The organism is Methanothermobacter sp. EMTCatA1 (assembly GCF_002356395.1).
GTDB classification, from domain to species: domain Archaea; phylum Methanobacteriota; class Methanobacteria; order Methanobacteriales; family Methanothermobacteraceae; genus Methanothermobacter; species Methanothermobacter thermautotrophicus.
Window position 1 is genome coordinate 731,689 of sequence record NZ_AP018336.1, and the last position, 22,706, is coordinate 754,394.

Here is a 22,706-nt window from a genome sequence, read left to right on the forward strand (position 1 = left end):
TGCTGAAAGGGGGTGAGCCTCCCTGAATTCATCCCAATAGGAAGGGAAGTAGATCTATTACAATAGAAAAGGAAGGGTTTATTCTGGAGAATTACATTACGGATGTGCTAGACATCCTCTATCTCACGGTAAAGGGTGTCCCTTCTTGCAGGGATCCTTCCTATGTCCCTCACAACCCTTATTATTTCTTCAGGCTCTGTCCTCACACCATGTGATGCCCCGGCGGACCTTGAAATGTTCTCCTCACCAAGCGTGCCCCCTATGTCATTGGCACCTGAAAGGAGGGCCACCTGGGCAAATTTGAATCCCAGTTTAACCCATGAGGCCTGTATGTTCTCAATGAGACCCCTGAACATGAGCCTGGATATTGCATAGACCTTGAGGTCGTCTGCACCCGTTGCTCCGGGCATTGCCAGCCCCTCACGGTAGATGGGTGCGTGTGGGTGCATGAAGGGGAGGGGTACGAACTCTGTAAAGCCCCCGGTCTTCTCCTGGATCCTCCTCAGTATATCCATGTGCTCAACACGGTGTTCAGGCCCGTCTATGTGACCGTACATCATTGTGCAGGTGGTGGGTATCCCCACACGGTGGGCTGTCTCTATGACCTCAACCCATTCAGCGGTACTCAGCTTGGTGGGGCATATGACTGCCCTGACATCATCATCCAGTATCTCTGCAGCTGTTCCTGGCATTGAACCAAGGCCAGCCCTCTTAAGTATTTTCAGAGCCTCTTCAACCGTTAATTCAGCATTCTGAGCCCCATAATAGACCTCCATTGGGGAAAAGGAGTGGAGGTGGACATCCGGAAACTCGGATTTTATGGCCCTTATGAGGTCCTCGTAGAAGTAGGTGTCGAGGCCTGGGTAGAGACCTCCCTGTATGCACAGCTCCCTGGCCCCCTTCTCAATGGCCTCTGCTGCGATTTCAAGGATCCTTTCTGTTTCAAGGTAGTAGGAGTCACCATCCGCAGCATCCCTTTTGAATGCACAGAACCCGCACTGCCCCGAGCATATGTTGGTGAAGTTTATATTCCAGTTCTCGATGTAGGTTATCCTGTCACCGGCTTCAGCCTCCCTAACCATATCTGCAGCTATCATAAGGGCCTGGAGATCCCTGCCGGTTACTCCCATCAAATAAAGGGCTTCTTCCTTTGTGATTGGCTCATCCATCGCCTTCTGAAGTATTTTTTTTGTGCGGGTTTTGATGTTCATGGTGCCAAACATGCGATTTAGTATCTGGTTATGCAAGTTTAAAATTTTTGGTTTTGGTGAGATCCACACCCATTCAACCCCATATGGTCCATGTGGTCCATTAATCACCCGTAACCAATAAATTTAAATATTAGAGCGTACCAGCTTAATTTGGAGGTGAAATTATGGCTGAATTACCAATTGCACCAGTAGGTAGAATAATAAAAAATGCCGGTGCCCAGAGAATAAGTGATGATGCAAAAGAGGCTTTAGCAAAGGCCCTTGAAGAAATGGGTGAAGAAATCTCACGCAAAGCCGTTGAACTTGCAAAACACGCCGGCAGAAAAACTGTTAAAGCCACAGACATAGAAATGGCCGCTAAACAGTTATAATTAGGTCTTATTACTACTATTTATTTATTTTTAGGGACACTGCAAATTTTAATCTAATTTTAGGGCCTCTGCTTCCTGATTGTATCTCCAGTCCCTTCTGTATCTGCAATAAAGATATATAACTGATGATAATATATTATTACTGGTATAAGCAGTGAGGTGATTTTTTATGTCAACAATGGATAACCTGAAGGAAGCCTTTGCAGGGGAGTCCCAGGCAAACAGAAAGTATCTTGCCTTTGCAAAGAAGGCAGATGAAGAGGGATACCACCAGGTCGCAAAGCTCTTCCGTGCAGCCGCGGCGGCAGAGACCGTCCATGCGATGAACCACCTTGATGCCATGGATGCTGTCAGGAGTACCGAGGAGAACCTCAGGGAGGCAATAGAGGGAGAAACAGCTGAATTCGAGGATATGTACCCTGGTTTCATTGAGGAGGCCGAAGCCGAAGGTCATGAACAGGCCCGCTGGAGCTTCGACGTTGCAAACAGGGTTGAAAAGATCCATGCAGAGCTGTACAAGAAAGCCCTGGAGAACCTTGGAAGTAACGTTGAGGTGGACTACTACGTCTGCAACTGGTGCGGTAACACCGTTGAGGGCGAGGCTCCTTCAAGGTGCCCTATCTGTGGAGCTCCAAAGGACGAGTTCAAAAAGATAGATTAACCTAAACCTTTCTTTTATGCCGCAGCAGATTAAAGGCACAGAAACTTTGTATTAATGCCCTAACCAGAATTATTGAGGACCAGACCCTTCTCTGTAAATGTTATCCTGAATGTTGTCCCCCCATCTGAAATCATCTCGACCTTCCCATCGATCTGTTCAGTGAGGCTTCTTACAAGCTGCAGTCCGAGTGATGGGCTGCTCTCCCAGTCAATATCCTCTGGAAAACCTGCGCCATCATCACTGACCTCAAGGGTAACCGTGCCGTTCCTCTTCCTGAGGGAAACCGTTACCGTGCCCTCCCCATCCGGGAATGCATGCTTCACAGCATTTGTTAAAAGTTCATTGACTATGAGGCCCAGGGGGACAGCAGTCTCCACATCAACCTTTAATTCATCTATCTCCAGCTTCAGCCGGATACGTGAATCTGCAGAGTAACTCCTGAATATCTCTGATGCGAGTCTGCCCAGGTATTCTGCAAGGTCAATGTTCTTCAGATCCTCTGAACGGTAAAGTCGCTCATGGATCAGGACCATGGACCGGGTCCTGTTTTCGCTCTCCCTGAAAAGATCCATGGTCTCCCTGTCCTTGGCCTGTCGGGACTGGAGGCTGAGGAGGCTTGATATTATCATGAGGTTGTTCTTGACTCTGTGGTGGATCTCCTTGAGGAGAAGTTCCTTCTCAGCAAGGGACTTCTCAAGCATGCTCTGGGTCCTCTTGAGGTCAGAGATGTCATTTAATACAATCAGGAGGCATTCCCTTCCCTCTGCGTGTATGAGCTTGTTGTATATCCTCACGGTGTATTCCCTTCCATATGGATCTGTAAGGACCATCTCATAGGGTTCCAGAGTGCCATCCCTCTCTATCACTTCAATTTTGGACCTGAATTCCGTCTTAACATCATCAGAAAGGAATTCCAGTTCATAGATGGATCTTCCCCTCAGTTCCTCTGATGGAATTCCAAGGGTCCCGGCGAGGGTTGAGTTCACATCAAGTATCCTCCCATCCTCAGGATCCAGGAGGAGTATGTATTCTGGTGAAAGGTCAAATAGGGATCTGTATTTCTCCTCACTCTCCCGCAGTCTCCTTTCGTTCTCCAGTCTCTGGGTTATATCCCTTGCAACCGATACAGCCACCTTCATCTCTCCAAGTTCAAGTAGCCTTGAGTTAACCTCAACAGGTATCCTCCTGCCATCCCTGGAGATATAGGTTCTGTTGAATGTCACCTTCCCACTTCTGAGGAGGTTTTTTATGATATCATATGACTGTTCCCTGCTCACCCCCATATCAGCAGGTGTCATCCTGAGGAGTTCATCCCTGGAATAGCCCAGCTTTTCAACTGCCGCCCTGTTAACCTCAATATATTTACCGGGAAGACCATTTTCCCTGATCTCCACGATGGTTATTATGTCCTCAACTCCATCGAAAACCGCTCTGAATTTCCTTTCACTTTCAATCAAGGCATTTTCTGCCATTTTTCTTTCCGTTACATCCCTTATGACGGCTGTTATAAATTTTTCATCCATATAATTCCAGCTGAAGACAGATATCTCCAGCGGCACCCTTGTTCCATCCTTCCGTACACCCTCAACATCTGTTACCATGATGGAAATTTCTCTGTCAATAATCCTGTTGAAATCGTGTTTTTCAAGGTTTTCCTCCGTGATTATGGTGTCGATGTGCCTACCCATCATTTCAGCTGCTCTGTAACCAAATATCTTCTCCGCTGCACTGTTCCATGATACAATACTCCCATTCCCATCAACGGTTATTATGGCGTCCCTTGCAGATTCGACTATTGTCCTGTATTTCTCCTCACTCTCTGCCAGTGCCTCCTCTGATTCCCCAATGGACTCTGATAGGATCACGGTGATGGCATTCACAAAGAACATCACAGACAGACGCATGACATCATCCTGGAATCCACCGAGGGATGCGAGGGCATGAGTCACAAGGAGCACGGTGCCAAGAAAGGCCGTCACTATGAAGGACCTTCTCCCGAACCATACCGCAGCGAATACCATGGGTATGTAAAATAGGTGGGTGAATACTATCTCAACGCCGAGGATCATGTGAAAGTAGATGGTGGCTGCTGCGCAGAGTATGGTGAATGATGTGACAATTACCAGCCGGGCTCTTCTATTCCAGTATGATTGTATCTTTTCTGCAACAGGAAGACTCTTGTAGGTCAAGAAACATCCCCCATCAAAGTGTACCAGCTTAATCAGATGATGATGTTAGATGTGTTTATGGTTTTTAAGCTACATTATTCACAAGGTTGTACTTAAAGTTAAACCATCAAAGTTAACATTAGCTTAAATTGTTCCATGAACAGACATTACCATTGAATATCTAACAGAATCTGATGGAATAAATGAATCTTCAACGCTCCAATTCAAAATCGTATTGCTGCAGGAACTCCAGTTGAGCTAATGTGTCCACCCCACCCTTTACAGGCATAAAGGGTGTCTTTATCATCGGATCACTCCCCATGAAGGGAAAAGGTTATATATGACCACTTCCATATTTTAGAAGGAACACGGGCCGGTGGTCTAGGGGTATGATACCTCCCTGACACGGAGGTGATCACGAGTTCGAATCTCGTCCGGCCCATCATGCCGTGGTAGTTCAGTTGGGAGAACGCCAGACTGAAGATCTGGATGTCGCTGGTTCAAGTCCGGCCCACGGCACTTATAACCACCTCTATATTTTGAGTAATTTTTTGAGGCCCTAAAAAATTAATTTATATCAATCTACTTATCAACTGACTCTTAAAAACCAGGTTCTGTGACCAGCTTATCTGTGTTTATCGGAGATCGAGTTCATCTTCTATTTTTGCGATGGTCTCGTGAGAAGATCCAAAGCATATGCTTAATCACTGAAAAACTATCATTTAAAAAAAAATCAGTCAGGAGAGGGCCGCAGAATCCATTGAATGAGGGATTCTAATCAGCCAGGAGGTATGTCCCTGTGGCATCCCTTATCCTGACCCTCCTGAAGGACCCTGGCTCACCGGTTTCTGTAACAACCGGGATGTACGAACCCGTCCTTCCAATGAAACCCCCCTTCCTTCCCCTCTCAACAACGAGTATCTCCTGGAATGAACCCACCAGCCGTCTGTTTTCCTCCTCAGTTATCCTCATCTTGAGTTCCTCAAGGGCCCTGGAACGTCTGCGGAGTTCCCTGAAGTCTATCTCATCGAGTGAAGATGACCTGGCACGTGGGCGGTGCCGGTACTTTGAGAGGTGTATGAAGCTGGGTTTAACCTCCTCCAGGAGGCTGCATGTATCCATGAAGTCCTCCCGCTCCTCTGTGGGGTAGCCAACGATTATGTCCGTTGCGATGGATATGTCGGGGATCTCTGACCTGAACCTTTCAACAATCATCCGGAACTCATCCACTGTGTGTCCCCTCTCCATATCTGCGAGTACACTATCACTGCCACTCTGCACCGGGAGATGAAGGAAGCTGTAGACCTTCTCTGATTTGAATGCCTCAACAAGTCCATCAAGATCCCTGAGGACGCTTGCAGGGTGCATCATACCCACACGTATCCTGAAATTCCCGGGGATCCCTGATATCCCCTTTATGATGTCTGATAGCTTTTCGCCGGTATCCACCCCATAGGCGGCTGTGTCCTGTGCTGTGAGCTGTATCTCCCTGCAGCCACTGGCCACTGCCTCCCTTGCCTCACTGATGATGAGGTCCGATGGATAACTCTGGATTCTTCCCCTGGCAAACCGGGTGCAGCAGTAACTGCAGCTACCATTGCACCCCTCACATATCGGTATGATGTGTATAAGGGGATTTGACCTGACCCTTGGGACCTTCACCTTCACATCTGACGTGAATCCGGTTATGCGCTCAACCAGACCATTACTGGCGGCCCTGACAGCCTGCGGCGCCCTTCTCAGCTGGTGTGGCCCAAGCCATGATGCATCTCCCGAGATGGCTTCAAGTTTAGAGGGGTCTATTTCGACCATGCAGCCAGCCACAACGAGACCCTTCTCAGGGTAGGTCTCCTGTATCTTCTTTATCCTGTTTATAACCTTGTGCTCCGTGGGATGCTTAACATAGCATGTGTTGATAATTATGACGTCAGCATCATCGATTCCTGTGAGCACAGCACCCTCCTCCCTGAGGACGCCTGCCATGATCTCAGAGTCTGCCTGGTTGAATGTGCATCCAAATGTCTCTATATAAACCCTGATACCATCCATTGGAAATCACTCTTTAAATGTTAACCTGAAAAAATGGATTTGTGGTCTCCAGTTCAGTGGAATTTCCATCCATGCTTCCCTATCAGCGGGACGAAGGCGACCCCGCCGAGATTTCTGGACCTGTAATCGTCGGCGGAGGTCCTCTCAACCAGAACCAGTTCCTGATAGAATTTATCAGAACCCACGGGTATTAAAAGTTTTCCCCCTATCTCCAGCTGCTTCATGAGGGGATCCGGGATGTATGGTGCCGCTGCAGTCACGTATATCCTGCTGTACGGTGCCTCATCAGCGAATCCCTGGCTGCCATCACCGTGTATGACCGTTATGTTATCGTATCCAAGGCTTCTGAGTTTTCTGCGGGCCCTTTCATAGAGGCTCCCTATCCTTTCAATGGTGTAGAGGTGTCCCTCGGGTCCTATGATTTCAGCTATAACAGCTGCATTGTAGCCACAGCCGGTGCCTATCTCAAGGACCTTCATCCCGGGTTCAAGGTCAAGGATCTCAGCTATCATGGCAACCATGTGGGGTGCCGATATTGTCTGACCCTCACCTATGGGGAGTGGCATGTCCATGTAGGCCCTGTGCCTCTCATCCTCAGGGACAAACTCCTCCCTGGGCACCCTCTCCATGGCCCTCCTGACGGCCTCAGATTTTATGTATCCCCTCTCCATGAGGTCCTGAACCATTCTCCTTCTCTCATCCATCATGTGACCACAGCAGATCAGTCCCCGAAAGCCCGGGATCACACCACCCTGTCTGTCAGGTCATGGGTGAACCTCATATTAACCGGGACTCCGTAGATCCTCTTAATGTTGTGTGCGGGTGCTGAGCCCCTCCTTATCATCCTGTCCCCTGTCTTCATGCTCTTTATCCTGAAGACGTGTTCACCGATTTTCAGGACGTCACCAACCCTGAAGATGAAATCCCTGTCGATCTCAACCTTCCTTGAGTAGACCTCACCATGGAGGTCAACCGAGACACCGACACGTGCAGGTGCCTCAAGTGAAACTGCCCATACCGTCTCGATATCGTCTGCAGTGGCCCTATCAACCCTCTTACCACCTTTGAGTTCAAGGGAGGTCACCTCAACCAGTTTGCCTGAAACGGTGATGGCGTCACCTGCAGATAGCTCCTCACCAGGGTACAGTTTCACCTCATCCCGGTAGGATTTCCCGTGCTCACTGACCACTATCCTGTGGCTCCGGGGCTTTTCAATGACGATGCTGTCCCTGAAAACCGTTCCACATTCCTCGCATTCAAGTACAAGGTGCTTTATCTTCCTCGCCCTTGACTCATCGGTTCTGCTCTTCAGGACCCTGAATGATCCTGATCCACAGATAGGGCACTGCATCTCTACCCCTCATCTCCTGATATGCCAGTATTGATTGTTTTGAGGTAGTGATTCACGAGTCCACCGTCCTCGAGGATTGATAGCATGTACTCATTGAAGGGTTTCATCCGGTATTCACTGCCTGCTGTGAGGTTCCTGATCTGGCCGCTTCTCAGATCGACGGATACTTCATCCCCGTCATCAGCCTCCACCTTCGCCATTATAACAGGTAACCCTATGTTTATGGCGTTTCTGTAGAATATCCTTGCAAAGGATTCGGCTATTATTGCAACCACACCTGCATGTTTCAGGGCGACAGGGGCCTGTTCCCTTGATGATCCGCAGCCGAAGTTGCGTCCGGCGACGATAATGTCTCCCTTCCTGACCTGAGAGGCAAATTCGGGTCTTGCACCCTCCATCACATGGGAGGCCAGTTCATCCAGACTGAAGGTCCTCAGGTAACGGCCCGGTATAATCATATCTGTATCCACGTTGTCACCGAATCTCCATACTCTTCCTCTTATGATTCCTTCCATTGTATCTCCCTTAACCTCGTGTTCTATCTGGTCCATGAAAACATCATCAGTCAGCTCGGGGCTTCATTTTATCATGAAAGCTCCCCTGTTGCGGCCCCCTGTTACTATTATCCTGCCGGGACCCATGGTCTCGGCCACGGCTCCAGCCACATTTCCCGGTTTTTCATCGGTGACCGAGTAGACCGCAGGTCCAAAGGAACTCATACCTGCACCTGGAGCCCCTGCAGATATCATCGAATCTATTATCCTGTCGATGAGTGGGTCCTGGAGTTCCCTTTCGATTCTCTTGAATCCGGTGCCCTGTATCTCGTTGACCGACTCTCCGAAGGCCTCTATGTCCCCCTCAAGGATAGCGGGCATCATCTTCATGAGTATTATGTGGGAGAGCCTCTCAACGTCACGCAGAGGGATGGGGCAGTACTCCTGGAATATGTTAACCTCCCTTCTCCCTGAAACGGATCTGTCGATTTCAGGGATGGCTATTATGATGTTCCACTCCTCAGGAAAATCATACCTTGCAATGACTGGCGGTGGTGAGGCACTTGAGGCAGATGATGGCAGGAAGTCTGACTTCTCCCTGCTGCTGTGGCCTGCATCCACTATGAATCCTCCATCCTCAAAGGACGCCACCCCTATACCCGAGGTTCCTCCCCTTCCCACAATGTGTGCGAGTTCCCTTGCAGTGAACTTCATTCCATGGTACTCTGCTACGAGTCTTGCCGTTGCAAGGGACAACTGGGTCCCTGAACCCAGACCAGAGTGGGCAGGGAACATGCTTCTTACGGTGAAATGAAACTTTTCATCACTCCCTATGTGCTTGAGGGTTCTCGTTGCAGCCTCCATTATCTTTGACCTGTATTCCTCCCTTAGCTTCCCTTCAGCATGAGAGGTGAATTCAACTCCCATATCATCTGAGGCCTCAAGGCCCACTACAAGTTCGGGTTCATTGAGTGTGATCCCGACTCCACCGTCAAGGCGGCCCCTCTCACCGTTAAGGTCTATGAGGGTCAGGTGGAGTCTGGATGGTGTGTTTATGATCAATTCAATTACCACTCCTTAATCCTTTGATTCATTAAGGGGCTTTGCAAAGTGCCTTTCAACATCTGCCCGGTGTATCGAATTCATTGTGCAGAAGGGGACTATACGACCGTCTGGGAGGGCGTAGTGTATGACGCACCTCCTGACCCTGTCGATGTCAAAGTTCCATGGGTCCATGAAGTGCATGCATGATATAAGTAGGGTGTTGTAGTGGAACTCACCGAGGGCGGTGTAGGACCTCTCCTTGAATATGGATGTGATTATTCTCTTTATATCCACTGATTCCGGGGCCTCTGATTTATCCAGGGTTTTCGGGAGTTCTATTGCTGATCTTGCAATCACCTTTGCCTTTGCAGCTATTCCTCCCTCCTCGATTTCATCCTTACCCTTCTCGAGGACCTCAAAGAACCTGTCGACATCGATGAACCTTGTTATTGGAATTATCTTACCGTCCTCTATGAATATGTAGGTTGCTGTCCCGCACTGGGGTTCTCCCTCAATGGCAGCCACGAAGTCAGATATCGGGCGGACAGATGATGCAGGGTAGAAGTCATCCATGGATATCTCTGAGCCTGTCTGTTCCTCCACCAGTTTCTGGAAGTCTGGTATCGTTATGCGCTGTTCCTCGACCCTGTCGGCGGGGGTTCTTCCTGCGAAGGAGACTGGCTGGAAGTTAACGCCCCTTATTATGTCAATGTTGTCAATTGCGAACCTTATGATGTCCCCAACCTGGTTGTCGTTCAGCCCCCTCACCAGTGTTGGCACAAGGACAATGCCAAGACCAACCTTTCTACAGTTCTCTATTGCCTGCAGTTTTATGGGGAGGAGGTTTTTACCTCTGGATGTAATATATGGTTCCTCTGTGACACCATCGAACTGGAGGTAAACCGTGTTGAGACCTGCCTCCCTGAGTTCAGCTGCAAGTTCAGGTTTACGCGCCAGTCTGACACCGTTGGTGGCTATCTGCACATGGGTGAAGCCCTCCTCCCTTGCAAGTTTCACCAGGTCAACTATGTCCTTCCTGACGGTGGGCTCACCCCCTGCATACTGAATCGCAGGTGTTGGAACCGGCCTGTTTCTGCGGAGATTTCGCAGCATCTCCCTTATCTCTTCATAGGTTGGTTCATAGAGGTAGTTGGACACTGCTGCATTGGCAAAACAGATGGGACATTTAAGATTGCATCGATTGGTGACATCAATAAGACCAAGAACAGTGTGGCTTTCATGTTCAGGGCAGAGCCCACAGTCCAGTGGACATCCCTTCATGGGGTCTGTCTGTGGATTCAGGAGGCCCTCACCTTCCTCATCAAAATCTTCCGCCTTATGGTAGACCTTGGAATTGCTCCAGTAAACATTTTCAAATTTTCCATGTTCCGGGCATTCCTTCCTTATTAGAACCCTGCCCTCGTCCTCAAAGACCTCCGCATCAACCGGTCTGAGGCATTCAGGGCAGAGACTCCTAGTTTTTTTTATTACCACAACAGTCACCTGTTAATCTGGATGTTAAAATGCATTGATCAATTCATCGGCAAATGTTATATATCTGATCCTTGAAATTATCCATGTATCCTCTTCTTTAAATCTAACCCACTCTCGTGGGGTCTTAAAATCTTTGCGAGGTGTACAGTTGAATACCGATATTATCAATATTATAGATGTTCTCTATGTAATATACTTTATGTTACCCGCATATATGGCAAATATAAGTGGTCTCGTCTTTGGTGGGGGTAAGCCCCTTGATATGGGGACAACCTTCGCTGATGGGCGGCGCCTCATAGGTGATGGTGTGACCTGGAGGGGTACCGCCGCTGGTACCTTCGTCGGTTTGGTGGTGGGAGTAATTCAGGGCCTCCTTTCAGGTTCAATAATGACTGGCGCCATCACAGGGCTTTTTCTCGGATTCGGAGCACTTATGGGTGATGCTGCGGGCAGTTTCATCAAAAGAAGGCTTAAGATAGATAGGGGCAGGCCCGCACCAATTCTTGACCAGCTCGATTTCGTCTTCGGAGCCCTGATACTGGTATCCCCCATTGTTGTGCCACCCATTGATTACATAATCCTCATAATGCTTATTACACTGGTTCTTCATCTCTCAGCCAACATAATCGCCTACCTCCTAGGTATGAAGGACGTCTGGTACTGATGGAATGAATAACCGATAAAATAATGGGTTTCCTGAGAGGGTGCTGAAGGGGCGTCCTGTGATCTTTTCAGGGACAGGAAAAAATGCCCATTTCAGGATTTATTTCTTTCTTGAATCATGCACACAGAAGCAGGGTAAAGAGGACCATGTTTTCAGCCCACCTCTTCAATACACATAAAACCATCTCACTAATTTATCTTGACGGTTCCACGGTCCTCCATGCATCAGGAGAGAAGGGAACTGCTACTCCTTAGGAGCTTGATGGTCATGAAAAACACCTCAAGGGGTGATGACCACTCAGGGACCTCATAGACGAGCGTTTGGTACCCTGCAGCTGCCAGGGGCCTTGAGAAGAGCCTCCCTGATGAGCTTCTGTATTTAGCCCTGCCCGAGACCGGGTAATAGTTGAATCCATCCTCCTTAACCCTTTCAGCGATCTCCACGGATGCCCTGTCCATCTGGGGGGTTGCTACATAGAATCCCTCACCGTAGCCAGGTTTATGGGCGTGTGCAATTACAACGAGGTCATAGTCTGACCTCTTTATATCAGGGAGGATGTAGGTGGCTGCAAGACCCTCACCATTGGCTCTTCCCCTTGAATAATCCTGTGGACTGTCCTCAACGTTGATGCTGTAGATTATAACCTCCACCGGGAGCAGGGCAAATACACGTCCAGCCCACTGAACAGGGGCTATCGATACCTCTTCCCTTGGATGTATGCCAGTTACAATGGCTATCTTTACACTCTGCTCACCATAGTGGGCGTAGATGTCCCTCGTCACGTACCCCCTTGAATCCGAGCCTATGGTTGAATGCTCAGAGAGGTTCAGTACCACGACTGTGGTAACAAGGACCGCCACAATGGCTGCAAGAACAATCCTTAACCTCATGGAACCAGCTTCGTCTCATATTTTAAGTCTTCATCATCCCTGGGCCTGGAGATAGTCCTCCATGAGGAGTGCTGTGCCCACTGCAGGTGCCACCACACACTCTTCCTCAGTTAAGAATTCATCCATGGTCCTGCACTCCAGTTCAAGGACCTCTGCAGCCCTCTTTGCCAGTATCTTCATCCCGAGACCCGTTGTAACAACCTCCTCGAGGCCCTCACGTTCTGAAACCTCGGCTATGCCCTCGGCTATCTTGAGGATCTGCTGGTGGTAGATGTACTCTGCAACGTCAAGCACATCACCTGGACTGAGGAGTTCAAGGTCAGCGCATAGAACCCTGGCTATCCTCAGCATGCACTCCTCCACCGATTTCCCGGCCCCATCGGGTGTGCTGCATGTGTAATCTGATTCCCTGATGTTTCCCAGTACCCTGTGGACGTCTGCGGTGACTGCGAAGAGTTCAGATGAAACCCTGAACCATTTATCCTGGAGGGGCACCCTGTCAACTATGGTGGCCACGTTGGTCCGGAGTGTCCCTGTGTATACCAGTTCCCCTGTTGAAAGCCTTTCAAGGTCATTCCTACCCCTTGCAGCCTCGAAGCCATCCTTTACAGGTATTATATCTGTTGTGGTACTTCCAACATCAACCATTATGCAGTCACTGCTCATTGCAGATGCTATCTGGGATGTTGCAACCCAGTTGGCTGCCGCTATGTTCATGGGGTCTCCGAGGGCCTCTGATGCATCGACCATCCCTGAGAGACTCACGTATGCAACTGGAACATCGAAGGCCCCCTCCACCCTGTCAATTATATCGGCAACACCGGCAGCCTTGCTGGGGTATGCGTCCACCAGTTCAGCTGTCATGCATACACCCACACCCTCAAGTTCATGAAGGTCATCGCCCACCATCTCGAGGAGTGTCTCTGCAAGTTCGTCCTTTCTGAGCCACATCGGGAGGTACCTGAAATCAACCCTCACCTCCTTCATGTCTCCGTCAGAGCCAAAGTCTATTATGGCCATGTCGGTGTTTGCTCCTCCAATATCAAATCCTGCAATCTTCATGAAACTTCATCTCCATAATCCTGAATCAAGTAGAGTAAATAGAGAATTATATGCAGCGAATCAACAGTACAGATCAGTATCCCCTGAAACCTTCATTGACCTCCACAACCATCCCATCGGTGCCCTTCCTGAAGGATGCTGTGCCATTGAATTTAACACCAGAAGGGAGTCTTCCAAGGACAGATTCGAGTATGAGGTGGCCAAGGTTCGCCTCCGCAACCCTCCTGAGCCCTATGTATGGCGTTGTGATCCTGGAGTTTATCTCAACAACGTAGGGCTCATCTGCAAGTATTAGGTCAACGCCGACATATCCCCTTAAACCTGGAATGGACTCCACGGCCCTCCTGGCGACGGTGAATGCATCCTCCCTCATCTCATGATCCACCGGTGCGCTACCACCACTGTATTCCAGTTCACTGCCAGCCATGATGATGTCCTGCCTGTTGAGGCTCAGGGGGAGTGCCCTCTCACCGTCGGATAGGAGGCTCACACTCACACTCTCACCCTCAATGAAGTCCTGTATGATCAGGTCTCCTGATAAATCAGGCACATCCCCTGGTTCAAGGATCCTTATACCCTGACAGGCGACCCCGTCGGCAGGTTTCACTATGAGCCTTGAAGGGACATCAACGATCTCTTCAGGTTCATAGGTCCCGATGATGGGGACCTTTCCATCAAGGGCCCTCTATGTCAGCCTCTTATCTGAACATGTCATCACGGCATCCCCTGATGAACCAAGGAGCAGCACCCCTGATTTCTCAATGATGCGGGTGAGCCTGTAGAGCTCCATACCCTCCTCTGCTGCGATGAACATGCATGCATCAAATCCCTTAAGATTCTCCTGGAGCCATTCATCCAGATCACCTATGCTGGATGGTCTGAAGCCCGCCCCGATGTCCATATCTGCAAACCTCTCAGAGAGGAGGAACTCAACATCAAAGTCTCTGAAATCTGCAAGGAGGGCCTCCAGCATTGATCGTCCTTCAAGGAATATTTCAGGGTCGTCTATACCTGAGGCGGTGGCATATTCAAAGATAAGGAGCTTCAAGGACGGCCCACACCCCTGAATGTTATACCCCTGGCCCTGAACCTCTCAGGGTCCATGACGGGCCTGGTGCATATGAATATCCCGCCAGGGATCATCTCGGGTGTTATCTCAAGGTACTCTGTGTGGTCTGTCATGAGGACCACGCAATCAGAGTTAAGGGCCTCCTCAAGGGAGACCGGTTCAACACCCATCCCCCTTATGATTTCAGGACTGACATGGGGGTCGTTCACCAGGACCCTGGCTCCCTCAGAGAGAAGGGCTGCGACCAGCGGCCTTGTCGGTGTCTCCCTTGCATCAGCCACATCACCCTTGTAGGCAACCCCGAGAATCCCCACATTTGAACCCTCGAGGGTCTTACCCCTGGATTCAAGAGTTTCCCTCACGATTTCAAGGACGTGCAGGGGCATGGACTCATTTACCTCCCTGGCCGTCCTTATTAGCCTTGCAGGCACACCCTTACTCTCCGCCATCTCCACTATGAAGTAGGGGTCTATTGAGAGGCAGTGGCCGCCGACACCCGGACCCGGTGTGTGTATGTTCACCCGTGGATGGTGGTTTGCTGCCTCGATGGCGTTTATGGCGTCTATGCCAAGGGCCTCACATATAACCGCAAGCTCATTGGCAAGGGCTATGTTGGTGTCCCTGTAGGTGTTCTCCATCAGTTTAACCATCTCGGCTGTCATGAGGTCATCCACGACTATTACCTCACCGGATGTCATCCTCCTGTAGAGTTCAGCGGCCCTCCGGGCGCTTTCAGGGTCAGCACCCCCTATTACCCTTGCATTGTTCTGCATTTCATGGAGGGTGTTGTTGGGCAGTGCCCTCTCAGGGGTGTAGGCGAGTCCAAAGTCCTCTGAGACCTTAAGACCTGTTTTCTCCAGTATGGGGAGCACCACGTTCTGACAGGCCCCCGGGGGTACTGTGCTCTCCACTATCACAAGGTCCCCCTTTTTAAGGCCCCTGGAGATTGTTTCGGCTGCAGATATCACTGCAGATAGATCTGATGTGTTGTCACTGTTGACCGGTGTTGGCACAACAATTATCATGACCTCTGATTCCGCTGCAGCCCTCTCACCGTCCATGGTGGCCCCCAGATTACCTGTCCCAACGACCTCGGCCACCAGTTCATCAAGGCCCGGTTCAAGGACGGGTGACCTTCCTATGTTAACCTTCTCCACTGTTTCAGGGTTTATGTCAACCCCTGTTACCTTAAAGCCGGCCCTTGCGAATAGTGCCGCTGTTGGAAGACCTATGTGTCCAAGACCAAATACTGCTATCCTCTGATCATCCATATCAGTTCCTCCTGGACCCTGATTCTATGAGAACATCCAGTCCCCTGAGGTTGAGGTCAGGAGCCGGGAAGAGAATTTCGCCTGCAGAGTAGACCATCCTCACAGATACGTCCTCCCTCTCAGCCAGGTCCGAGACGGTTATATCCTCCTCAACGTGTATCAGTCTCCTTGATGGTATGGACATAACCTCCTCAGGGGCTTCCATTCCAAGTTTACCCTCCCTGTGGAGACGGAGGGTTTCTTCAATTATCCTCTCTGAGGCATGACCATCCCCGTAGGGGTTCTCTGCCTCCATCATCCTCCTCCTGAAATCGGGGTCCTCGAGGAGCCTCCTCGCCGTCCCGGTTATCATCTCCCTGTCGGCGCCCACAAGGATATTGCCCCCCGCCTCAACTGTCTCGGGGCGTTCTGTGTTGTACCTGAGGGTCAGGCAGGGTACGTTGAAGGTTATTGCCTCCTCCTGGAGTCCCCCTGAATCTGTGAGTACCATGAATGAATTTGAAAGAAGAAGAAGGAAGTCAAGGTAGCCCATTGGTTTCATGAGTGTGACGTGGGCCGCATCCTGGAGCATTCTGTAGAGTCCAAATCTTTCAAGGTTCTTCCGGGTTCTTGGATGGACCGGGAAGACTATCCTGAATTCCTCAAGTTCAAGTATGGCGTCTATTATTGATCTGAGCCTCTCGGGGTTGTCCACGTTCTCTGCCCGGTGAAGCGTCAGGGCGACAATTCTGTCATCCTCTGAGAACTCTGAGAGGATGTCCGATTTCCTTGATGCTATCTCAATGTTCCTGAGGCAGGCGTCCACCACAGTGTTTCCTGTGACAAGGATCATCTCTGGATCCACGCCCTCCATGAGGAGGTTGATGGCTGATTCCTCTGTTGGGACGTAGTAGAGTTTTGAGCAGACATCTGCAACCATCCTGTTTATCTCCTCGGGCATGGTCCTGTCAAAGGACCTCAAACCGGCCTCGACATGTCCAACCGGTATGTGGAGTTTGACCGCTGCCAGTGCCCCTGCAAGGACGGCATTGGTATCCCCCTGGACCATTACAATATCCGGTTCCTCCCTTAAGAGCACTTCCTCCAGACCCCTGAGCATCTCGGCGGTCATGGCCCCGTGACTCCCTGAGCCCACACCTATGTTGTGGTGGGGTGCCGGGAGTTCAAGGTCAATGAAGAACTGATCAGACATCTCATGGTCATAGTGCTGACCGGTGTGTATCAGTGCAAATTCCATGCCACGCTTCCTTATCTCATCTATAACAGGAGCCATCTTGATTATCTCTGGCCTTGTCCCTAAAATAATCGCAATCTTCATGTTAACCACTTAAAAGAGTCTCATTTATGATTCCTTCTTCGCTGAGCCCTGTATTCGGTTATTACCTTGAGGAGCTCCTCTTCTTCTTTCTTCTTCCTTTTTTCATTTAATCTGTGTTTCCATTTTTTTATTTCTCTATTTAAATCTTGAGTTTTAACTGACCCGAAATCATCATGTACCCTTATATGGAGTGATCTGACCGGTATAACGGGCACCTCCGCCCCCTCAAATACCTCAAGGGCCTGGTGGGACATCTTATCCTCAGTTATTATTGCCCTTGGCCCCAGATCCAGGAGTATTCTTGCGGTCTGTGAACCACCTCCTTCCGAGCTCCTGAGAAGCAGCACGTCTCCAGTCTTTATTTTCCATCTGGAGCAGGCCCTCCGTATTCCATCCCTTGTGAAGGTTTCTATGATCTTGATGGGTGTGGTGTCGCCGGAGGACTCCATGTCCCTTATCTGGAGGAGGGAGTCAAGGTCCCTTTCAAGTGCCTCCCTGCGGGATTTTTCATCTGCGTATTTCCTCTGAAGCTTCTCTATAACCTTTAATTTGTGTGAAAGTTCTCTGTTTAAAAGCAGATCCTTTGAATACTCATACTGGATCCTTTCAAGTTTTTTCTCGAGCCTTGACTTCTCATCCTCCAGCTCCCTTATCTTCTCCAGGAGGGACTTCTTCTCTCTCTTCAACCTTTCAATGGTTGATCCCTGGTTTCTTAGCCTTGACCGCTGGGCCCTGATGGTCCTCCTGAGCTTCTCAACATCATATTCGTCGCCATGAGACTCCTTTTCTGAAATTTCCATGGCTTCAGATTCTTCTTCACCCTTCACTGCCCTTATTGCCTCTGCGATGGGTTTTCCCATTATCACAAGGCCCTTGACCCTCAGGGTATCAGAGGGGCTCATACCGGTTTCGCTGGTCTTTCTTTCTATCTGTTTCAGCTTCATCTCATAATGCCTGTAGGCCTTCACGGCAGCTGCCAGGGCGTCCCTTTCATGTGAGTTTTCAGGTGTGAAATCTGTTTCCCTCAGAAAATCCGATACCAGTTCATTCTTGAAGGATATGGTCATGACCCTTTCAGGTGTGTAGAGCCTTGCATTGAGCATTGAAGCTATCCTTTTCACTGCGCTGGGGGCTGGGTGGACGTCCGATGCCACTATAACAGGTTTTCCGTGTTCGATTATCCTTTCAATTATATCGGACCTTGCCGCCTCCTTCATGCTTCCAAGGTGGAGGAGTCTTCCCTCAAGGTCAACCAGGGCAAGGCCGACTGTGTGACCCGGGTCAATACCGGCTATCGTGAGGGGCTTTATCTCCACCCCTGACTTTTTCCTCTTATGCAGATTATGATCCTCCAGAACTGTATCCATCAGTGTAACTGTATATTTATAATTACTTACAGTTTTTGATGAATTCAGGGTATGCCCTGGATGACACCGGTTCAACGAGCTACTCCACTGGCACCTCATGGGGATGCTGACCACTCCGGCTGATGACACGGATGTAACGGAGCCACAGGGACGAAACACACCGGATGATAGAGCAAGAACACCCTGGATCCAGAGAATATGTGGCCAAAGTGGCAGACCGGTGATGGCTGCTTCTTAATCAGTCAGTCAGCTCATGTTCCTGCAGATCCCTCAGGTGATCACTCATAGCTCTCCTTACCAGGCTCATCTCCCGGTACAACCGGAATTCCTCTTCAAGCAGGGATATGAACCGTTTAAACGCATATTCATCATGCCTGAGTTTTATCTTAACCCCATATTTGAGATCCATGAGGATGAGGTTCTCGGGGGGCATGGGCTCCAGAAACACCCTCCGGTCAGTATCCAGGAGCCCGGCCATGTCATCAGGAGCAAGCTCCCCTTCAGATACCATTAAGAGAGCCCTGACCATCTTACGAACCATCTGCCAGAGGAAACTCTCACCGTAGACATCGATGATGATGGAATCACCGACCTCGGATATCCTGACATCATTTATCCTTCTCACGGGGTCCCTGTCTCTCCTCCTTGAGAAGTTGCTGAAGTCATGGGTCCCCCTGAAGTGGGCTGCTGCCTCGGCCATTGAATCTGTATCCATGGACTCCTCCCGGTGCAGTATGTACCTGTAGTGCCTCTCCAGAGGGTATCTTACCTTGAAGGGGTACATGACCGATGCCCACGCGAGAACCCGTATATCCCGGGGAAGGAGGTCGTTGATCTGGTTCACATGAATATCCTCCTCTGTGAAAAAGCTCACAAAATTTCCAAGTGCATGGACGCCCCTGTCGGTTCTGCCGGCTATCTGGAATCGTGCCTTTTTTGGATCCTCAATGATACCTGCCCCCTCCAGGGCCTCCAGGAGTTTTCCCTCAACTGTTGGGACGTCTGGCTGTCTCTGGAATCCGTGATAATTTGTACCTATGTATGCAACCTTCAGAGCTATCTTCCTCATAGGATCACCTGGTGTGGTGGAGATAAGAGAAACCTGTAGTTAGAAGAAGTAATATAAATTTCTCAGATGTTGAGTTATCCCGGTGAGCTTCAAGGTCTGCCGGGTAATCCTTTATTTAGTGGGTCATCACTTATATCTTATACCCACCACCATATCTATGTGTGGGTATCCTGAGGAAGGTGCATATATGCGCAGACTGTGGGGTTATATCAGTATTATAACTGCAACGATTTTCTTTGGTATCTCTGCAACACTTGATAAGATAATGCTCTCCAGCATGCATCCCGTGACCATCGGGGCCTACACCTACATAATTGCCGGGATCTTCCTCTTCTTGATAAGGGAGACCCCCCTCCGGGAGCATGTCCTTAATGCCATAAACAGAAAAGGTGAAAGCGAGGCCAGAATAAAAAGAAATGATTACCTGATTCTTCTTCTTACAGCACTCCTGAGTACTGTGATAGCACCTCTCCTCTTCCTCACGGGACTGGGGGATACCACAGCGGTTAACGCATCACTCATACTGAACGTTGAGGTTCTCTTCATTATTTTACTGGGCTACCTCATATTCGGGGAGACCCTTCAGCTGAAGGATTTCATGGGGATAGTCCTCATCATACTGGGTGCTGTGTACCTCTTAACTGAGGGTGATTTCAGTACCATTCTACAGAACGTTGCTGTTACCGGAAATTTTCTTGTGATGGCGGCAGCGTTCTTCTGGAGCCTTGACACCGTCCTGAGCAAGTTTTTAAGCAGAAAAAGGGACCTTATATTTATATCCGGGGTTAAAAGCTCTGTTGGGGGCTTTGTACTCCTTATCATCATGCTTATTCTCGGTATAAACACTGAACTTCCCCTTGAAATGCTCCCCTATGCACTCGGGGTTTCAGTCTTCAGCATTGGCTGCTCCTTCATACTCATCTACATCGCAATAAGGGAGATAGGTGCTTCCATGGTCGGAGCCCTCTTTCCATTATCATCCCTTTTCGGGGCAATATTCGCATTTATAATCCTCAGAGAGCCATTCTCGATCATGCAGGGAATTTCAGGGATTGTGATGCTCACAGGGGTCTTCATACTCTACGGGAACGGTAAGTAAGATTATGTCCTGGAAAACTGAAATGTAATAAAATCAGTGCCCCCTGAAAAAAGTGAAGAGAAATGAATCTGATCTCTATACCCTGGCCCTCACATCAAACTGGCAGAAGGAGTAACCATTGGTCCAGCAGCGCCTCTCATATGCATCCACATCACAGCCAAGTATCTCAGAGAGGGCTCCGGCAATTATACCAGCCTCAAAGAAGCATATTGGGCGCCCTATGTTTGGAAGGCCTGCACATTCAATGCACTCATAGACCCTCACATCCATCCTCAGGTATCCATCATCCTCCCATTCAGAGACGATATCAAGAATGCCCAGTTTCTGGTCAAGCATGAGCTCTGCGAGTGAGTGGATGTCCTCAGCCAGACCCTCAGATATGAGGGCCCTTCCAAGATTAAGACCTCCGATGTAGGAAACACCGGCTGCTGAACCTGAAATTATATCAGGAATGTTGAAGTGTCCCATGCGGAAGCTTGCGACGTAACTCCCATCGTCTTCAAATCGGGAGAAGAACATTCTCTCCGGCCTAAAAATGTCTTTAAGTTCTATATTATCCTTAATGGGCTCTCTGGGACCGATTCCATTTCTTTCACTCATTATCTCATCGTCTGTGGTTCTCCGGTATTCGTCAATGATGGCCCCGATATTCTCCATGGCACACCACCTTCACCTTCATTTATATCCGGGGATACTTAAATATCTTCAAGGAGATGGAAAGGAACCTTTAAATATCTTCATCAGAAAAACCCAAAACAGGAGCGTATTGGCAGCAGTGATAAAATGAGCTTTCAGAAGGACAGAATGCTTATAATACCGGCCGTGGATATAAAGGATGGAAAATGTGTTCAGCTTGTTCAGGGAAAACCCGGGACAGAGCAGGTCGTGCTTGATGATCCTGCCGGAGTTGCCGGAAGGTGGGAATCCCTGGGGGCTGAAACAATCCATGTCGTGGACCTTGATGGGGCCCTTGGTCTTGAGAAGAATACAGGTATACTGAAGGAGATCACAGAGAGGGTTTCAGTGCCCCTCCAGATAGGTGGAGGTATAAGGAGTAGAGAATATGCAGGGAAACTCCTTGATATGGGCTTTGAGAGGGTTATACTGGGCACCATGGCCATAGAAAACCCTGCCATCGTTGAGGAACTTGCAGGTGAATACGGATCGGAACGCATAATGGTCTCACTTGATAGCAGGGACTCACAGGTTGTTATAAGGGGATGGACAGAGAAGGTCCCCTTCACAGCAGAGGAGATGGGCAGGAAATTCCAGGAGAGGGGAGCTGGTAGCATACTCTTTACCAACGTGGACTTCGAGGGTCTTCTCTCAGGATTTGACCTGAAACCCGTGAGTGAACTTGTGGAGGCAGTTGAGATACCTGTAATCTACTCCGGGGGTGTTAGCAGCCTGAATGACCTGAGGATGCTGCAGGGGACCGGTGTAATGGGGGTCGTTATAGGATCAGCCATCTACAGGGGCCTCATAGACCTCACCGAGGCCCTCAAATATCAGGACCTTAAATGAACACCTTCAGCAGGATGATAAAATGAAGACAGTTATGGCAACAGGCACCTTTGACATAATACACCCCGGACACGGGTTCTTCCTTGAGGAGGCCAGGAAACTTGGTGGGAAGGACGCCAGGCTGGTGGTTGTCCTTGCAAGGGACTCCACAGTCAGGGCCCGCAAGAGGACCCCCATAGTCGGTGAGAAACAGAGGCTTGAGGTTGTCAGGATGCTGAAGCCTGTTGATGAGGCCTACCTTGGCAGTGAGACCGACATGTTTGAGATAGTGCACCGTATAAAACCTGACATCATCGCCATTGGCCCCGATCAGAAGTTTGATGTTGATGAGCTGCGTGATGAGCTCAGGAGAAGGGGCCTTGGATGTGAGGTCAGGAGGATAAAGAAATACAGAGACTCCGAACTTGACAGCACCTGCAAGATAATTAAAAGGATCCGCAGCATGGAATTCGACGAGGACTCACTTAAAAACTGTTGATGGTAAAGCAGAGATAGTGCATTGATTTTTCAGCTGGAAAATAAAAAAATAA

23 protein-coding genes and 2 tRNA genes are annotated in these 22,706 nt (G+C 49.4%); 8 read left to right on the top strand and 17 right to left on the bottom strand.

Features of this window, described 5'->3' with window-relative positions; genetic code table 11:
* Positions 1-107: 107 nt before the first annotated feature.
* On the bottom strand, positions 108-1,223 hold the full coding sequence (gene cofH, locus tca_RS03870) for a 5-amino-6-(D-ribitylamino)uracil--L-tyrosine 4-hydroxyphenyl transferase CofH (protein WP_286709163.1): 1,116 nt from the start codon (positions 1,221-1,223) through the stop codon (positions 108-110).
* A 152-nt stretch (positions 1,224-1,375) separates the two neighbouring features.
* On the opposite strand from cofH, the gene hmtA1 reads away from it, so the two are divergent.
* Both hmtA1 and tca_RS03880 read left to right on the top strand, forming a co-directional pair.
* The gene (gene hmtA1, locus tca_RS03875; protein ID WP_010876456.1) at positions 1,376-1,582 is read left to right on the top strand and encodes a histone HmtA1; all 207 of its coding nucleotides are present in this window, start codon (positions 1,376-1,378) and stop codon (positions 1,580-1,582) included.
* Positions 1,583-1,751: 169 nt separating this feature from the next.
* Complete coding sequence (locus tca_RS03880) at positions 1,752-2,243, top strand: rubrerythrin family protein (RefSeq protein WP_010876457.1); 492 nt, start codon at positions 1,752-1,754, stop codon at positions 2,241-2,243.
* Positions 2,244-2,302: 59 nt separating this feature from the next.
* Here the strand turns inward: tca_RS03880 and tca_RS03885 are convergent, their stop codons facing one another.
* Positions 2,303-4,432 carry a PAS domain S-box protein gene (locus tca_RS03885; protein ID WP_286709164.1) on the bottom strand — a complete coding sequence of 710 codons (2,130 nt, stop codon included), beginning with the start codon at positions 4,430-4,432 and terminating at the stop codon, positions 2,303-2,305.
* Positions 4,433-4,781: 349 nt separating this feature from the next.
* Here tca_RS03885 and tca_RS03890 point away from each other — a divergent pair.
* Both tca_RS03890 and tca_RS03895 read left to right on the top strand, forming a co-directional pair.
* Positions 4,782-4,853 (top strand) — tRNA-Val (locus tca_RS03890).
* Between the two features lie 4 nt (positions 4,854-4,857).
* Positions 4,858-4,930 (top strand) — tRNA-Phe (locus tca_RS03895).
* Between the two features lie 255 nt (positions 4,931-5,185).
* Here the strand turns inward: tca_RS03895 and tca_RS03900 are convergent.
* From tca_RS03900 to tes, 6 genes are all read right to left on the bottom strand, one after another.
* Entirely contained in the window at positions 5,186-6,460 is a 1,275-nt protein-coding gene (locus tag tca_RS03900; protein WP_010876459.1) for a tRNA (N(6)-L-threonylcarbamoyladenosine(37)-C(2))-methylthiotransferase, read from the bottom strand.
* Between the two features lie 53 nt (positions 6,461-6,513).
* Complete coding sequence (locus tca_RS03905; RefSeq protein ID WP_286709165.1) at positions 6,514-7,167, bottom strand: protein-L-isoaspartate O-methyltransferase; 654 nt, start codon at positions 7,165-7,167, stop codon at positions 6,514-6,516.
* Positions 7,168-7,202: 35 nt separating this feature from the next.
* Positions 7,203-7,811, bottom strand: a complete 609-nt coding sequence (locus tca_RS03910; RefSeq protein ID WP_048175510.1) for an HVO_0476 family zinc finger protein — start codon at positions 7,809-7,811, stop codon at positions 7,203-7,205.
* A gap of 2 nt (positions 7,812-7,813) precedes the next feature.
* The gene (gene hacB / locus tca_RS03915; RefSeq protein WP_048176587.1) at positions 7,814-8,326 is read right to left on the bottom strand and encodes a homoaconitase small subunit; all 513 of its coding nucleotides are present in this window, start codon (positions 8,324-8,326) and stop codon (positions 7,814-7,816) included.
* A gap of 63 nt (positions 8,327-8,389) precedes the next feature.
* A complete protein-coding gene (locus tca_RS03920) occupies positions 8,390-9,379 on the bottom strand; it encodes a beta-ribofuranosylaminobenzene 5'-phosphate synthase (RefSeq protein ID WP_286709166.1) in 990 nt (329 codons plus the stop codon).
* A 3-nt stretch (positions 9,380-9,382) separates the two neighbouring features.
* Positions 9,383-10,843 carry a tetraether lipid synthase Tes gene (gene tes / locus tca_RS03925; RefSeq protein WP_286709167.1) on the bottom strand — a complete coding sequence of 487 codons (1,461 nt, stop codon included), beginning with the start codon at positions 10,841-10,843 and terminating at the stop codon, positions 9,383-9,385.
* A gap of 148 nt (positions 10,844-10,991) precedes the next feature.
* Between tes and tca_RS03930 the strand changes: the two genes are divergently transcribed.
* Positions 10,992-11,507 (top strand): CDP-2,3-bis-(O-geranylgeranyl)-sn-glycerol synthase, encoded by a 516-nt coding sequence (locus tca_RS03930; protein WP_286709168.1) that lies wholly within the window; start codon positions 10,992-10,994, stop codon positions 11,505-11,507.
* 224 nt (positions 11,508-11,731) lie between these two features.
* Here tca_RS03930 and tca_RS03935 read toward each other — a convergent pair whose 3' ends face one another.
* The 8 genes from tca_RS03935 to truA all read right to left on the bottom strand — a co-directional run bounded on the left by tca_RS03935 (position 11,732) and on the right by truA (position 19,553).
* Positions 11,732-12,397 (bottom strand): hypothetical protein, encoded by a 666-nt coding sequence (locus tca_RS03935; RefSeq protein WP_286709169.1) that lies wholly within the window; start codon positions 12,395-12,397, stop codon positions 11,732-11,734.
* A 33-nt stretch (positions 12,398-12,430) separates the two neighbouring features.
* Positions 12,431-13,459 (bottom strand): hydantoinase/oxoprolinase family protein, encoded by a 1,029-nt coding sequence (locus tca_RS03940; RefSeq protein ID WP_048175514.1) that lies wholly within the window; start codon positions 13,457-13,459, stop codon positions 12,431-12,433.
* A 73-nt stretch (positions 13,460-13,532) separates the two neighbouring features.
* A complete protein-coding gene (locus tca_RS03945) occupies positions 13,533-14,120 on the bottom strand; it encodes an ATP-grasp domain-containing protein (RefSeq protein WP_353681346.1) in 588 nt (195 codons plus the stop codon).
* Positions 14,121-14,144: 24 nt separating this feature from the next.
* Positions 14,145-14,507, bottom strand: coding sequence for a hypothetical protein (locus tca_RS03950; protein ID WP_286709170.1), 363 nt, complete (start codon positions 14,505-14,507; stop codon positions 14,145-14,147).
* Complete coding sequence (locus tag tca_RS03955) at positions 14,504-15,799, bottom strand: nucleotide sugar dehydrogenase (RefSeq protein WP_286709171.1); 1,296 nt, start codon at positions 15,797-15,799, stop codon at positions 14,504-14,506. Before tca_RS03955 ends, tca_RS03950 begins: the two co-directional genes overlap by 4 nt.
* Position 15,800: 1 nt before the next feature.
* A complete protein-coding gene (gene wecB / locus tca_RS03960; RefSeq protein WP_286709172.1) occupies positions 15,801-17,117 on the bottom strand; it encodes a non-hydrolyzing UDP-N-acetylglucosamine 2-epimerase in 1,317 nt (438 codons plus the stop codon).
* Between the two features lie 20 nt (positions 17,118-17,137).
* The gene (locus tca_RS03965; protein ID WP_084126187.1) at positions 17,138-18,484 is read right to left on the bottom strand and encodes a DUF460 domain-containing protein; all 1,347 of its coding nucleotides are present in this window, start codon (positions 18,482-18,484) and stop codon (positions 17,138-17,140) included.
* Positions 18,485-18,722: 238 nt separating this feature from the next.
* Positions 18,723-19,553, bottom strand: a complete 831-nt coding sequence (truA, locus tag tca_RS03970) for a tRNA pseudouridine(38-40) synthase TruA (RefSeq protein WP_048175518.1) — start codon at positions 19,551-19,553, stop codon at positions 18,723-18,725.
* 187 nt (positions 19,554-19,740) lie between these two features.
* Between truA and tca_RS03975 the strand changes: the two genes are divergently transcribed.
* Complete coding sequence (locus tag tca_RS03975; RefSeq protein WP_048175519.1) at positions 19,741-20,652, top strand: DMT family transporter; 912 nt, start codon at positions 19,741-19,743, stop codon at positions 20,650-20,652.
* A 75-nt stretch (positions 20,653-20,727) separates the two neighbouring features.
* On the opposite strand, the gene tca_RS03980 is transcribed toward tca_RS03975, so the two are convergent.
* A complete protein-coding gene (locus tca_RS03980; RefSeq protein WP_048175520.1) occupies positions 20,728-21,309 on the bottom strand; it encodes a V4R domain-containing protein in 582 nt (193 codons plus the stop codon).
* A 126-nt stretch (positions 21,310-21,435) separates the two neighbouring features.
* On the opposite strand from tca_RS03980, the gene hisA reads away from it, so the two are divergent.
* Positions 21,436-22,176, top strand: coding sequence for a 1-(5-phosphoribosyl)-5-[(5-phosphoribosylamino)methylideneamino]imidazole-4-carboxamide isomerase (gene hisA / locus tca_RS03985; RefSeq protein ID WP_048175521.1), 741 nt, complete (start codon positions 21,436-21,438; stop codon positions 22,174-22,176).
* Positions 22,177-22,198: 22 nt separating this feature from the next.
* Entirely contained in the window at positions 22,199-22,654 is a 456-nt protein-coding gene (locus tca_RS03990; RefSeq protein WP_173402630.1) for an adenylyltransferase/cytidyltransferase family protein, read from the top strand.
* Positions 22,655-22,706: the final 52 nt, after the last annotated feature.